The organism is Martinezella dioscoreae (assembly GCF_009176305.1).
GTDB lineage: Bacteria > Pseudomonadota > Alphaproteobacteria > Rhizobiales > Rhizobiaceae > Rhizobium > Rhizobium dioscoreae.
Map to the genome: position 1 here is coordinate 1 of NZ_BLAJ01000027.1, position 13994 is coordinate 13994.

16 protein-coding genes and 3 pseudogenes are annotated in these 13994 nt (G+C 54.9%); 9 read left to right on the plus strand and 10 right to left on the minus strand.

All coding sequences use genetic code 11. From position 1 onward, the window contains the following. Positions 1-262 precede the first annotated feature (262 nt). The 5 genes from GDN47_RS32805 to GDN47_RS31425 form a co-directional block, all read right to left on the minus strand. A complete protein-coding gene (locus tag GDN47_RS32805) occupies positions 263-550 on the minus strand; it encodes a hypothetical protein (RefSeq protein ID WP_371865542.1) in 288 nt (95 codons plus the stop codon). A 122-nt stretch (positions 551-672) separates the two neighbouring features. Next, positions 673-948, minus strand: a complete 276-nt coding sequence (locus GDN47_RS31410) for a hypothetical protein (protein WP_112423921.1) — start codon at positions 946-948, stop codon at positions 673-675. Between the two features lie 82 nt (positions 949-1030). Continuing rightward, on the minus strand, positions 1031-1378 hold the full coding sequence (locus tag GDN47_RS31415) for a DUF6481 family protein (RefSeq protein ID WP_152095029.1): 348 nt from the start codon (positions 1376-1378) through the stop codon (positions 1031-1033). A gap of 46 nt (positions 1379-1424) precedes the next feature. Beyond that, positions 1425-1634 carry a hypothetical protein gene (locus tag GDN47_RS31420; RefSeq protein ID WP_112423923.1) on the minus strand — a complete coding sequence of 70 codons (210 nt, stop codon included), beginning with the start codon at positions 1632-1634 and terminating at the stop codon, positions 1425-1427. Positions 1635-1756: 122 nt separating this feature from the next. Then, positions 1757-1966 carry a cold-shock protein gene (locus GDN47_RS31425; RefSeq protein WP_025662430.1) on the minus strand — a complete coding sequence of 70 codons (210 nt, stop codon included), beginning with the start codon at positions 1964-1966 and terminating at the stop codon, positions 1757-1759. A 465-nt stretch (positions 1967-2431) separates the two neighbouring features. Here GDN47_RS31425 and GDN47_RS31430 point away from each other — a divergent pair, with 465 nt between their 5' ends. From GDN47_RS31430 to GDN47_RS31465, 8 genes and pseudogenes are all read left to right on the plus strand, one after another. Beyond that, positions 2432-2860, plus strand: a complete 429-nt coding sequence (locus GDN47_RS31430; protein ID WP_112423929.1) for a response regulator — start codon at positions 2432-2434, stop codon at positions 2858-2860. Positions 2861-3532: 672 nt separating this feature from the next. After that, entirely contained in the window at positions 3533-3823 is a 291-nt protein-coding gene (locus GDN47_RS31435) for a hypothetical protein (protein WP_112424213.1), read from the plus strand. Between the two features lie 386 nt (positions 3824-4209). Next, entirely contained in the window at positions 4210-4551 is a 342-nt protein-coding gene (locus GDN47_RS31440; protein ID WP_152095030.1) for a hypothetical protein, read from the plus strand. Positions 4552-5631: 1080 nt separating this feature from the next. Continuing rightward, a complete protein-coding gene (locus GDN47_RS31445) occupies positions 5632-5877 on the plus strand; it encodes a hypothetical protein (RefSeq protein ID WP_092719930.1) in 246 nt (81 codons plus the stop codon). A gap of 159 nt (positions 5878-6036) precedes the next feature. Beyond that, a pseudogene (locus tag GDN47_RS31450) lies at positions 6037-6324 on the plus strand (transposase); the annotation flags it as partial. Between the two features lie 143 nt (positions 6325-6467). After that, positions 6468-7727, plus strand: a complete 1260-nt coding sequence (gene istA, locus GDN47_RS31455) for an IS21 family transposase (RefSeq protein WP_152095031.1) — start codon at positions 6468-6470, stop codon at positions 7725-7727. Further along, the gene (gene istB, locus GDN47_RS31460) at positions 7724-8605 is read left to right on the plus strand and encodes an IS21-like element ISRel3 family helper ATPase IstB (protein WP_152095032.1); all 882 of its coding nucleotides are present in this window, start codon (positions 7724-7726) and stop codon (positions 8603-8605) included. Before istA ends, istB begins: the two co-directional genes overlap by 4 nt. A gap of 54 nt (positions 8606-8659) precedes the next feature. Further along, positions 8660-9144, plus strand: a pseudogene (locus GDN47_RS31465) (IS5 family transposase); the annotation flags it as partial. Here the strand turns inward: GDN47_RS31465 and GDN47_RS31470 are convergent. From GDN47_RS31470 to GDN47_RS31485, 4 genes are all read right to left on the minus strand, one after another. Beyond that, the gene (locus GDN47_RS31470) at positions 9136-9585 is read right to left on the minus strand and encodes a hypothetical protein (protein ID WP_152095033.1); all 450 of its coding nucleotides are present in this window, start codon (positions 9583-9585) and stop codon (positions 9136-9138) included. The pseudogene GDN47_RS31465 and the gene GDN47_RS31470 sit on opposite strands and share 9 nt — an antisense overlap. Positions 9586-9645: 60 nt before the next feature. After that, positions 9646-9909 carry a DUF982 domain-containing protein gene (locus tag GDN47_RS31475; protein WP_092719928.1) on the minus strand — a complete coding sequence of 88 codons (264 nt, stop codon included), beginning with the start codon at positions 9907-9909 and terminating at the stop codon, positions 9646-9648. Positions 9910-10059: 150 nt separating this feature from the next. Beyond that, positions 10060-10353, minus strand: a complete 294-nt coding sequence (locus tag GDN47_RS31480) for a hypothetical protein (protein WP_152095034.1) — start codon at positions 10351-10353, stop codon at positions 10060-10062. Between the two features lie 583 nt (positions 10354-10936). Beyond that, a complete protein-coding gene (locus tag GDN47_RS31485; RefSeq protein ID WP_112424207.1) occupies positions 10937-11146 on the minus strand; it encodes a cold-shock protein in 210 nt (69 codons plus the stop codon). Between the two features lie 312 nt (positions 11147-11458). Between GDN47_RS31485 and GDN47_RS31490 the strand changes: the two genes are divergently transcribed. Further along, positions 11459-13240, plus strand: coding sequence for a B12-binding domain-containing radical SAM protein (locus GDN47_RS31490; protein WP_152095035.1), 1782 nt, complete (start codon positions 11459-11461; stop codon positions 13238-13240). Between the two features lie 350 nt (positions 13241-13590). Here the strand turns inward: GDN47_RS31490 and GDN47_RS31495 are convergent. Further along, positions 13591-13854, minus strand: a pseudogene (locus GDN47_RS31495) (fatty acid desaturase); the annotation flags it as partial. Between the last annotated feature and the right edge of the window lie 140 nt (positions 13855-13994).

The following is a 13994-nucleotide window of genomic DNA, read 5'->3' on the forward strand; positions in this document are numbered from 1 at the left end:
TCTGGTCGCACCTCGTACACGAGACAGGACATGTTTATCCCGACCTCACCCAACAATGCTGAACATCGCGACTCGTCGCAACTCATGCCGCGCTGATCAGCTTCGACATAGTGACGGGGTATCAAAGCCAGGTCATCCTCGGCTTCCGTCGTGAACCTTGGCCATTCGGATGAAAAACAGCAGCATGCTCCACAGGTTTGGCAGTCGATCTCGGCGGCAGATGGTGCGCTTGCCGTTAGGTCGCAGGGCGAATTTAGCTGGGTCACTTGTGCATGAGAAGCCAGAGCTTTCCCGCCATGGTAATCGTGCGTGGCGAATGTGCTTCCCCATTGCTTCCATCGAGGTTCCTGAGGAGGTCGAGTTCCGTTAGCCGCTCCACCGTCGTCGTGGTAGCCGACCTCACTTTGATCGGTCGCTCTTTGAATCGATCCGATCTTGCGTAGGTGACGGCGGCGTTAAGATGGGTCCAAGACCTGCCACCCGCAGAATGCAGATCTCCACTTCTCGCGAGCTTCAGGGCTTGCACCTGAGACGGGGTCAGCGATGCCACAATGGCTCGCGAATTGGCCTCGACTCTCTCTTTCGGAAGAGGAAGCGATCCGCTTTGGTCTGTCGACATGATTTTTTCTCCTTGATTAGCAAAAAAGACCGAAGCCCTTTGGCGCCGCCTCATCAAGCCCGGTCGTAGGTGAAGGAGGTCAGAAGGGTCGTCACGAAGTTGCTGGCTCGTTCCTTGACCAGCACTTCCGTCCATTCGTCCGTGCCGCGGAGCCTTAGATCCGTATAGATGCTATCGACGGCCGCTTCTTCGATGCGCTTGATGTGCGTGTTGAACGCTGCTTCACCCTCGGCGCGATACATGTCACGGATGACCATGCGCAGGATCTCCTGGATCGCGATTTGCCAAGCCGTGTTGATCGCCTGCAGTTCTTTTGTATCAGTGGTCACGGTCGCTCCTAGAGCATGAGTGAATTCGACGCGGATGCCTCAGTCCTAAAGATCCTTGGTCTGACGGAAAACGCCTGACGGCCTACGCTTGCCTGGCCTTGCGATTGGCATAGCGTCTGTCTCGCTCGGCCTTGCGAGCGGCCTCGTCTTCGACAATCCGCGCGAGACGCATGTTTTCGGCTGACTTGCGCGCCTCGGTTTCAGCCGCTGCTGCGGCCTCAAGTCGGGTGCGCTCCACAAGCGTCAAGCGGTCCCGTTCAACACGGCGGGCTTCACGAGCTTCGACAAGCGAAAGCCGCTCGGCTTGCCTGGCAAGTCGAGAAGGCTTGGCCGCTGTTTTCGCGGCACGATACCCTTGGAGAAGGGACGCCTTGGCGCCGGCGGCAGCTGCGCGTCGATCGGCAAGTTCTTTATTTCCGTGGTGTGTCAAATCCGTATCCTAATGGTGGCGGGCGTGATGACCAACCTGCCTTCGCTCATTTGGCGACCAGGGTGGATTTTGCAGACGTCCGCTCGGCCTGTTCCTTCGCGAGGCGAGCTTCTCGAAGCCGCAAAGTCTTGGCATTGCGTGCTTGCGCCGCCGACTCGAGCTCCTCCATCGCATTATTCTTGGCAAAGAACTCTGTCTGGACATTGCCGAAGGCGATCTCTGCCTGCTGGCGAGATTTACTATATGTCTCTGTCATTGGGTTCCCCGATGTCGGCAATGGGCCGAAATGAAAAAGGCCAGGCGAACTGCCTGGCCTCAGATGATAGCGTGCTTCCGGCAATGCCAGTACATCCGTGGTCAAAGGGAAGCCGATATCACTTAAGCAGCCTGCAGATTGGTGGCCGACATCTTGCCCGACTTCATGTCGCGCTCGAGCTCGAAGCCGATCTTCTGGCCTTCGACGAGTTCGCGCATCCCAGCGCGTTCGACTGCCGAGATGTGAACGAAGGCGTCAGCGCCGCCGTTGTCAGGCTGAATAAAGCCGAAGCCCTTGGTGGAATTGAACCATTTTACTGTGCCAGTGGTCATGATGAACCCTTTCAAAGCATAGAGTAAGGAACTGCGGAGCGGATGCCACGCAGGTAAAAACCGACTATTTTTGAAAGAGAAGTTCGCTTAGAGCACGGTGCCAATCGCGCGGTAGACAAAGCTCGGCAAGCAAAAAATCGATAATGGATCTATACGGGCTAAACGGCGCGGCGTCAACGTTTAGTTTTCACTATTCGTATATTGCGCGCTTTGATTGTACTCCGCCACGGCCACCCGGCAGCAGGCCATCGCTCGCCGAACCGATTATCAATAAGCTGATAGCGTAAGCCTTATTAGGAACCGCGCGCTACTTACTTGCCTGGGCCAATTCCTCACGGTGTGCGATCGCGCGAGGATGGACATATCACAGCAATGCGCTATCTTCTGCTTATCGCCAGCAGACGAATTCGTAGGCGCTGGCGGCTGAGGGCTAAGAGCTCCCGCCTGCATGTGCAGGACTCGCTCATGGCCGAGAAATCCCAGAAAATCACCAGCGGAGATGGGCGTCAGCTGCTTGTTCTTATCGCTGAAGATGAATTCCTTATCAAAGTTGATCTCGAAGACGTCGTCAGGGATGCGGGCTTCGAGCATCTCGCCCTATCGAATGCGGACGAGGCTATCCTTGCATTGGAGGACGACTCGGCCCGTTTTTGCGCCGTTTTAACCGATATCAGGATGCCAGGAGAGGCAAACGGTTGGGATTTGGCGCGGCGAGCTCGGGAACTGCAGCCAGTCATGCCGGTCATCTATATGACTGGCGACAGCGCCCAAGACTGGGCAGCCCAGGGCGTTCCCAATAGCGTCTTGCTTCAGAAGCCTTTTGTTCATGCCCAGCTCGTCACGGCATTGACCACTCTTCTTAACGATGCCGCCACGAGCGGGATCGGCCAATAAGGTGCGCCCATAAAGGATCGCGTTGAGAACAATCAGGAGCTTCGAAGGGAGGATTAGGTGCCGCCGATCTTAAGGGCGATCCTGAAGCGCCCAGTTTCGGACCGGAACCCTCGGTCCGGCCGATGGAAACCCTTTGGAACTCCGCCAAGAACGCTGCCAAATCAGCAAGCTATCGCTAAATTAAATAAATAAAAATATTATGATAATTTTTCAAGAAGCGTGATATTGTACGATTTCCTTAGAAAATAATTATAATAAAGGAGCTAAAATGACTAATGTTCTTTCTTCAACCATGTTGCGGCGGTCGCTATCCGCGCTCGTTCAGGCCAGCGTCTTGTTAGCTATCACGGCTGCCATACTGAGCGTTGGCTTTTCCTCGCTACACCTTTGGTCGTGACGATGGCCAATCGTCCACATAAATTCAAGTGTCCGATCAGCGAGAAAACCCAAACGGTCTTTCGACCGATCACATGCGGTGATGTTGCTGGCCGGCTGGAAACGGCGGCGCTCCTAAAAGCGCTGCGGATCGAGCGAGATCGGCCCCGCCGCCTTCAAACTGTCCGTTAGATAATGGGCGTCGCCAAAAAGAACCGCCATCACCCATCGAGGACAAGCGGAGGGCTCATCAAGAGTGTGCATCGATCTTGGAACAGGCTCGCCGCGGGAACCATCATGGAAAGGATGAAACGTCTCGCGCGAGGTAAACTGTCGCAAAGGGAAATTGAAATCCTAAATCGAATATTCGACGCCGTTACGGCACAAAGCTGGTTCGATGACACCGACTACAGCCGGGAAGGTTTTGCTGTCGGACTAGTCGGCTTATTTCAATACGGATTTGTTAATCCAACTCAGCTGGAAAGGATTGCGATGTTCTGGGCATGGAGCGACTTCCCTCAAAACATGTCGAGCCCCCAGCGGGCTAAACTGAAATCGCTCTATAGTCAGCACGAGGTGCGGCGATAGGCTTATGCTCTTGAGATTCGAACCTGCGGCCCATTAGACCAATTGACACCAAGCCGCTGATTACATGTGATAATGTCCTTTGTCACATATAGGAGGCACCATGCTAAAACCCCATCAGCCCTTCCTGATCACCATCGTCGATCGCGACAAAAGCTGTGCACCGTCGAAGGCCCCACCTTCGACGACACGCCCTAGTACGAGGCGCAAGCGCAAGCTAGCGCCGCAGGGCGCAAGGTGGATGTCATCCCTCATCAGAGTTGGGACACCATCGACCGCAAGGAACCTCCCACACAAAGCACCCTTGTCGACCAGACGAAGCGCGATCCGGGTTTCAGAGATTTCCGATGTGTTTCGCCAGGCGCGATCCTCAATCCGCAATCCTTCCGATGAACGCGCTTATTGCCGTCACCGCAGATGCCCGCTTGCCGCTCATGATAGCGTCGAACACGGCGCACAAGCGACGCTTTCTGGAATTCTTCGCGGTGCAGATCCGCAACCCGAACACCCGGCGCTCTGCGTTCGGCGGGATTCGGGTCGTTCGTCCACCGACGCAGGCTGAGCGAGGAGATCGCTTTGCATCTGATTGCAGGGCTCGCCGACACGAAGCGTTCGGTCTCATGATGCTGGCCAATCCAGCTCTTATCCAGAGTTTGAAGTCACGCACGCTATTCAATGAGGTGCTGCGAATGCTTTTCTACGCCGGCGGCAATGCGGGAAGTTATTTATAATGACTATCCCGCACTCTCCGCGTCGACTGGCTGAAAGGATTGGGCAAAGCTCTTCAGGTCGGGACGCGAGGGTAGCGATGATGTACCTCAGCATCTTGCTGACAAACTCAATGAGCGTCTGCCGCCGCATCGTTCGGCGGACAATCACCACACCTTTGCTGTCGACACCGACAATGCTGTAGCTATTCTTGTCTATATCGATGCCCAAAATCGAAATCGTCATGGATCGACACCGCTTCCTTCAGTGACGGATCATCATACTCGATGTCTTCGGAAGGGCGGGCCATCCCATAATCAGCATTCAGTCACTTTCCCTCGTGGCGGCCCGGCCGGATATTAAGAAAAATCTAAATTAATATTTCATAAACTTTATGAAACTTTTCTAAGAAACTGTGATATTATGCCAAATTCCTAGAAAATAATTATAACAAGGAGCCAAAATGGAAAACGTTCTTTTTGCAAATACATCGCGCCGGTTGACACGCATGCTGATCGAGACCTCGGTATTGATCGCTGGAACCGCCGCCATTTTGAGCGTTAGCCTTCCGCCAGTTCATCTTTGGTTATGATCATGTCCAAGCGCCCAAAGCGATTCACCTGCCCGATCCGCGAGAAGACCGAAACGGTCTTCCGACAAATTACCACTGGTGATGTGGCCGGCCGGCTCGAAAAGGCTGCGCTTCTTAAAGCTCTAAGGATAGAGAGGAACCGGCCCATGCGTCCTCAAACTGTACGCTAGTGGACTGCTCGTTGCATGGGGGAACAGTGCGCATCGGATTTCCAGCGGCACTATCGGGAGAAAAATATTATGAGTAACGATTTCGATAAACCAAACCGCGACCAACGAAGGACAACTCCCAGATCTGGTCGCCAATTGGATATATTACTCCCGATGCTGGTTGTTCTCGTCTTGGCTGCTCTCGTGTGGAATTTCTGGCCAATCATACGATCAGCCTACGCGCCTGCTCCAACTGTTCAATCTACAACCGTTCCGCCCGCAGCCGCTCCGGCACAATAAATACCGATCAATCTTACGACGGCAGACTATTCGACTGTCGCGTGATATTGTGAAAACGATCGATGAACGCAAAGGCCGTTTCGGCCGCAGCCATCCTTCAGGAGAAGGCGATGGCGACAAGCACCAGACGCTATGCCGTTCGTCAGGAAATGGATTTTTCCTGGACCGTCTATGATATATTTACCGGAGTGCCTGCAAAGCCGTCGACCTGGGAGCTTGAGAACTTGCCAGAGAAGGAAGCGCAAGTCTTCTGCGCCATCCTCAACGAAAAAGATGCCGCTCGCCGCATTATCAGGGATTCGAAGTAAAGGCAGCATCTCACAGAGCCGCCTGTTGCCTATTAATCTTTACCCATACCGGCCACCGTTTGCCGTGGCCGTTGACCGGTACAACACTAGGCCCTGTTGACAAAGTGGATTCCCAAATCAGTAGAGACATGATTCAAGACTGTCTTTTAGGAGGCGGTTTTGGCTCGTGGCGATCTGACGGATTTGGAATGGCGGATCATTGTGGGTCTGCTGCCTACAGAGCGTGGGAGGAAATCTCGCCCCTCTCATGACAACCGGCGATATCTCAACGGGATGCTCCATGTTCTACGGATCGGCTGCCCCTGGCGCGACATGCATGAGCGTTACGGCAAGTGGAATTCGGTCTACGTGCGCTTCCGCCGCTGGGCGGAACAAGGCGTGTGGGATGCACTTCTCGAAACGCTTGTCGAGTTGGGACTAACTGACGACTGGCAGCATATGATCGACTGTCAGTACCGGAGCAATACTCCTCATTAGTGCCGTTTGAATCTTCCCCAGGTGCTGCGCCGCCGGTCTTCCGGGGCGCGCCCCGGAAGACCGGCGGCGCGTCATCACCGATACTCCTTCCGATGGTCGGAAGGGGAATGTTGGTGATCAAGCTGAGGGAGACAATCATGATCCTGGATCTGCATCAGCAGGGGCTGACGGTGTCGGCTATTTCCAGAGAAACAGGCATCGATCGCAAGACGGTGCGCAAATACATAGAGCGAGGCCTCGAGGCTCCGGCCTATGGTCCAAGAAAGCCTCGGGTGACGGTCATCGATCCGTTCGCTTCATACCTGCGGGAGCGGGTTAAATCCTACCCCGGCCTGACCGGCAGTCGATTGTTTCGAGAACTGCGTGAACGAGGCTATACCGGCGGCTATACGGCTGTGACGGATTTTCTCCGTGATGTTCGCCCCGTTGCAAGTCAGGGCTTTGAAGTTCGTTTCGAGACGCCGCCCGGTGAGCAGGCTCAAGTGGATTTCGCCCAGTTTCATGTCGTCTTCACCGACGAACCGATGACGCCGAGGATCGTCTGGCTGTTCTCGATGGTGCTGGGCCACAGCCGTCTCATCTGGGCACGCTTCGTCATGCATCAGAACCTGCCGACCGTCTTGCGTTGCCATATAGCGGCCTTCGAGGCTCTTGGCGGCGCTCCGCGGGAAGTGCTTTACGACCGGATGAAGACTGCCGTCATCGGCGAAGGCCAGACAGAAGGCATCGTCTATAACCGCGCCCTCATAGACCTGGCTCGTCACTATGGCTTCCATCCCAAGGCATGCAAACCCTATCGTGCCAAAACGAAGGGCAAGGTCGAGCGGCCGTTTCGCTATATCCGCGAAGACTTCTTCCTGGCCCGCTCGTTCCGCAATCTCGACGACCTGAATGCTCAGCTTCGGCACTGGCTGGATACCGTCGCCAATCCAAGGAAGCACGCCACGACCCTGCGCATCGTCAATGAGGCCTTTGCCGAGGAGCGGAAGCACCTGCGACCGTTGCCGCTGGCCCCGTTCAAATCCGTTCTGAAGCTGGAGCGCCGGGTGTCGCGGGAAGGCATGGTCAGCGTCGGCGGCAACACCTATAGCGTTCCGGATGCTACGCGAAGCCGAATGGTGGAAGTCCATTCTCTCGCCGACGAGGTCCGCATCTTCGAGAACGGCATGCTGATCGCAGCCCATCCCGTCCTGGAGGGGCGTAAACAGCGCCGGGTTCATCCTGACCATCGACGAGCACTTACCCCGCAACATCGGTCCAGGACGCGCGACGACGCCATTGTCGTCAAACCCGCTGGTGACACTGTGCTGCAGCGATCTCTCGCCTTCTACGACGCCGTCGGCAAAGTCTTGGCACAGGAGAACCGCCCATGAGCGCGGCCCTCGATGCCATTCCGTCCATGATCGATCGTATCCGTCATGATCTCGTCGGCCTGAAGATGCCACGTGCACTCGAAGCTCTCGACCATGTCGTTCGACGCCTCGAGCACGGTGAGCTTTCCGCGCTGGAAGCCATTGATATCCTTCTCTCCGAGGAACTCACCTTACGCGAGAACAGCCGGATCAAGACCGCACTGCGAATGGGCAGGCTTGCGACGATCAAGACGCTCGCTGGCTTCGACTTCACCTTCCAGCCTTCGCTCGATCGAGATCGGATACTCACCCTGGCGCAGCTCGGCTTCGTCGATCGTCACGAGGCCGTCCATTTCCTTGGTCCGCCGGGAACAGGCAAAAGCCATCTCGCCACAGCGCTCGGTGTCGAAGCTGTGAAGGCCGGAAAGAGTGTATATTTTACGACGCTCGCCGACCTCATTGGTTCGCTTGCCCGTTCCGAACGAGAAGGCAGGCTTCAGGAGCGCATTCGCTTCTTCTGCAGGCCAAGCTTGCTGATTGTCGACGAGATCGGCTACCTGCCGGTCGTCCAGGGCGGCGGCAATCTCTTCTTCCAGCTCGTCAATGCGCGATATGAACGTGGCGCGATGATCCTGACGTCAAACCGCGGCTTTGCAGAATGGGGCGACGTCTTCGGAGATCCCGTCGTCGCAACGGCGCTGCTCGACAGATTGCTTCATCATGCCGTCGTCGTGCAGATCGAAGGATCAAGCTATCGGTTGCGGCAGCATGCCGAGCTTATGTCGGAGCATGTCCGATCCAAGGCCCTGATCGCACCCCCGGCGTTCGCTCCACCTCAAAAGCCACGCGGACGTCCACCGAAAAATCCCCAAATCTCCCTGGCGTCAACGTCGGCATAAATGGGGAATTTTACTTCGGCACTTCTGGGGAAAATTCACGCGGCATTGACAAGCGACAGTACCACGGTTCGAGGCCATTCACAGGCGGCGGGCGCTAAAGGGGGACTCATAAGGAGGCTTTTGGTCGATCACGCGGTGGCTTTACGACAAAAATCCACGCCCGCGCAGACGGTCAAGGACGCCCTCTCGGCTTCATCCTGACGGGTGGTGAGGCGTCGGACTACAACGCTGTTCCAGGCTTGTTGGCAATGCCAGTCGCCAAGCCGAGGCTGTTTCTTGCGGACAAGGGCTATGATAGCGATTTCCTGCGCGAAGAATTGCTTATCCACGGGATAAGACCTGTCATCCCACCAAAGGCCAACCGTAAGAACCCGCCTGCCTGCGACTTTCTGGTCTATAAGGATCGCAACCGTATCGAGCGCCTGTTCAACAAGCTCAAGCAGTTTCGCCGAGTAGCCACGCGCTATGATAAAACGGCGAGGTGGTTTGCGGCATTCCTTGCTCTGGCTGCCGTTCGCGTCTGGTTGCCTTCATTCATCGGGACGGTCGAAAAGCCAAGACGTAACCCGAGCCTCCCCAGCGCGGACATCTTTGTAGGCAAAGCCGATCTTATTTAGCACCGTCTCGTCTTCAGAAGCGACCTCGTAGTATGTACTGTCGATCGCCCGGATTATCACCCACGCCTTGTCTAATCGCGTGGATGCCAAACCGATGAACTCTCCCCAAATAACCTGCCGCGTATTCTCGGCTAAGGCGGCCAAATCAGAACCAGAAAGCTGAGAATTGTCTTGCGCCAATCTCTCAAGCTGCTCGCCGCCTTCACCTGTAGCCTCAAACCATTCGTACCCAGGCTTGGATGATTTGACCGTCGAAACAATCCAGCTTGCTTCCAAGGACTGAGGAGCCAAAATCCGCAACAAGTCCCTCAAATCAAGCGCGAGAACATGTTCTCTGAGATCGTAAATCCTGAGTGTCGCCATCGCGTGCCCCCAAAACCAAAAGCTGGCATCGGCAGCGACACTTTGTCAACATGGCCTAGTTTAACGGGCATCGATCAAGGCATTGTCACAAGCGATAACGAAATATTTGCGGGCAATTTCGGCGGCGGATCGATATCGAAGCGCTTTCATACAGGAATAAACCGCGTTCCAATAAAGCTGACCGGAGTGTTGGTCAAAATCTCGCTGCAGATATCGCAGCGCCTCTCTGGGTCCATCTATCGCCCTGGTACAGAAGTCACCCTTATGGATGAGGACCGGCGTCTCCCAAATAAGAGAAAATCCCACCTTGATAACAGAACCCATTGATCTCCTCCCAGGGATCGCGGAGAGAAAACCTCTGCCGTCATTGTCAGTACCACCCGCTGAATGAACTTGTCTAAAGGGATGGAAACGAAAGCGTGTCGCGATCTTTCAGATCTGCTTCATGAGAGGCTGGTCCTAAACATCATCGTGTTATCGCCGCGCCTTTTGGCCGTCGAGATAGCCGTGTTCAAAGGCTTTCGCGAGCACGCATCCTTCTGGATATGGATTCTCTTCATCTTGCGTCTCCCGCATGCCAGCGTCGCCTCCACGCTCGTAAGCCTCTCTGGATGCCACATCGGAGGTTTCCAGGTCCGGAGGGCCGATCGCTCCAGCGCTCGTCGGATCAGGAAGCCGCAACCCCAGGCCGGCCGGGACGACAGGATTTTGGACGTGCATAGCTGTTTCCTCCATGTTGCGGAAAGCAGTCTGCGGCTGATGTTTCAAGCCAGCTCGCGCGGCTATCTGAAACTTCCGCCTTTGCAAGAGCCCTGCTACCGCTGAGGCGACGCCCACATTCTGGTAGGACAAGACGAGAGCGACGCTGATGCAACACTATCGCTCTCCATTTAAGGCTATTTCATGCGCGGGGCTTGCGTGATTTATCGTTTCCATTCTTGCTGGACGATGTCTTCGCATCATAGGTTTGCCCGAAATTAGTGCCTCCCAAGTGCCCGCCACCGCTTGTGTTCTTCACTTGGCGTAGCGCTCGCTGAAGGAGCTTCTCTGCATTTGTCTTCGTCATTATATTTCTCCAAAACAAAAAGGCCGGGGAATGCCCGACCTTTCCAAAGGTTCGCAATCCTGCAGTGCCAGTACATGCGTGGTCAAAGCAGGCACGAGCCGATTGCTGTTTGATTATGCAGATGCTGAGTTCTATTCAGCTTGCTATTACATGCGTCTCTTACCACTTCGTAGATGCAGGTGAGAATACGACTGATTCCAATAAGATGGGGTGTTATCCCGATCTCCTACGGTCATTCAATTCTGCTGCCAGTACATCCGTGGTCAGCTGGAATGAGTGACAAGCTTAAATCGCCTGAACATTGTCGGCTGAGCTTTTACCGGTTTTATGATCCTGGATAAGATCATAGCTAACCTTCTGACCGTCCTTCAGTGCGCTAATCCCGTCGCGTTCCAAGGCGGATATATGCACGAATACATCCGTGCTGGCGTCATCGGGTTGGATGAATCCAAATCCTCTGCCGGCATCAAACCATTTTAGGGTGCCCGCGGCCATGGTGATTTCCTTTCGAAGCAATTGTAGTAGTTCCCGCAATACCTTGCAGGATCAGATCGATTATTTGAGCGGAAATCCGAGGGAGCCCTGTGGCTCTTGAGCGACATCACAAGCAATGGTCGATTTACCCAACATAGGCTCTATTTCTGATTTGGCAATGCGCGGACAGATTTAATCGACAAAGGGTGATTGTCGCCGACAGCCCGATCAACATCGGCGGAGAAGTCCTACAGAGCCAATCCCAATCTATTCCTTGCATCTAAAATATTGCCTGTTACCCTAGGGCGAGCGCCTCAACCGAAAGATAGATCTTTGGCCCAACAGATCGAGGCGCGTCATCGACGCTTCCAGCTCATTCTTATAAAACCCTCTCACTACGACGATGACGGCTACGTTATCCGATGGTGGAGAGCGATGATTCCTTCCAACTCACTGGCTGCCATCTATGGCATCGCCCGTGATTGTGCGGAGCGTGCGATCCTTGGTCCTGATGTCGGAATTGACATCATGGTCATCGATGAAACCAATACCCGCATCAAAATCGCATCACTCATCGAAAAGCTGCGCCAGAACCACAATTTCGGAATGGTGGCGCTGGTGGGTGTTCAATCCAACCAATATCCCCGCGCGCTTGATATTGCCCGCCCGTTCCGAGAAGCCGATATCGCCGTTTGCATGGGTGGCTTTCACATTTCCGGCTGCCTGGCCATGCTTGACGGCGCCGCCATCGAACTGGATGCCTGCCGGGAGATGGGCATTGCGATGTTTGCGGGCGAAGCCGAGGGGCGCCTCGAAGCTGTCCTGCGCGATGCTTCGCAGGGGGCATTGAAACCCCTCTATAATTTCATGAATGATCTGCCCGGCATCAAGGGTAGCCCGGTGCCCTTTCTGCCCAAGGATAGCATCGAACACACGCTTGGCCTCAGCAGCAGCTTCGATGCAGGGCGCGGATGCCCATATCAATGTTCATTCTGCACGATCATCAATGTCCAGGGCCGTAAATCGCGCTTTCGCTCCGCCGATGATATCGAAACGCTGGTGCGCCTGAATTGGGCGCAGGGAATTCACAAGTTCTTCATCACGGATGACAATTTTGCTCGGAACCGAGATTGGGAGGCAATCTTCGACCGCCTTATCGAGTTGAAGGAGCAACACGGCATTCCGCTCGGCTTGATGATCCAGGTCGACACGCTCTGTCACAAGATCCCGAACTTCATTGAAAAATCCAAGCGCGCCGGTGTTACTCGCGTTTTTATCGGGCTTGAAAATGTCAATCCCGACAATCTCGTCGCGGCGAAGAAGAACCAGAACAAAATAACCGAGTATCGCAAGATGCTGCTCGCCTGGAAAGCGCAAGGCATCATGACGCTTGCGGGTTACATCCTCGGCTTTCCTTCCGATACGCCGGATACCATTCGCCGCGATATTCGCATCATCCAGGAGGAACTGCCGCTCGACGTCATTGAGTTCTTCGTGCTCACCCCGCTACCCGGCTCGGAAGATCACCAGACGCTCTGGCGCAATGGCATCAGCATGGACGATGATCTCAACATATACGACGTCGAACATGTCTGCACAGCGCATGATAAGATGAGCAAGGTGGAGTGGGAGGAGATCTATCAGGAGGCCTGGTCCCTCTATTATTCTCCGCAACATATGAAAACGTTGCTGCGTCGCGCTGTCGCCACCGGCATGCCGGTCGCCAGTCTGGTGAAGGTGCTGATATCCTTTGCAACAACGGTGCCGCTCGAAAACGTTCATCCCTTGCAAAGCGGCGTGATGCGGTTGAAGCATCCAGATGAGCGTCGGCCGGATCTGAAGAGGGAAAATCCCCTATGGTTTTGGCCAAAATTCATCGGCGGCACCCTCGTGAAACATTTGAGGCTCGCCGGAGCAATCACCAGCCTCTCTTTCTCCGCCTACCTGATCGCCAGGGATAAAACGTCAAAGGCCTATATGGATCAGGCACTAACACCGGTCGCCGACGATGACGACAGCCGTCTTTCCTTGTTTACGCAGACGAGTGGCGGAAGCGCAGCTGTCAAGCATGTCAAGAAGGTTGCCGAGCTGACGAAACGCGCGCCGGTTCACTGAAGGCGTTTTGGTGCAGTCGGTTTCGAGGGGTCAAGTCAACATTATTCCTGGTCCTTCACCGGCGCCGTTGCCAACTAAAAGTGTGTATTGCCCCTTATAGGAACTGTTCTACTGAACGTTCGGAGAAGAACCAGAATGGAATCCCGATTTGGCAAGAGAATAATGGTCACCGCCATGGTTATCGGCCTGGCACTTTCCATTCTCTATGGACTAAGCGGAACTCACAAGCGCTCTGAGCCAGCAGCTCCTGCAGCGAGCGATGTCGCCAAATAGCCGGCTCCTGCAGCCTTGAATGGCGATATGCGAACTTCCGATCAACACTATGAGATCGCTTCGCCGCCAATATGGTCTTAAGAGGCCCTCGCGATTTCGGCTGCATCGCGGAATGAAACCAGCTTCTGGCCGCCCTCGTCCCAAAGCACGAGCTTTACGCATCGCAGGCTCTGACGCAACGTGATCCGGCCTATCTCACCAAGTTCTGGATGGTTTCGCAAAACCTCCGGCAGGCGATAATAGGGAATGCGGCTGCAGAGATGATGCACATGATGAATGCCGATATTGCCGGTCACCCAGTGCAGAACGGGCGGCAAGTCATAATGGTGCGCGCTTCGCAAAAGTTGGACAGGATTTCCGCCAATTCCCGGACAGCAGTTTCACTAAAGTCCGGACAGTTTGACGAGGTTGGTCCTCGGCAGCCTGGTTACCCTCAGGGCTGATTGATTTCGCCGTTTTCGGCACCCGTCAAGAGGGGTGT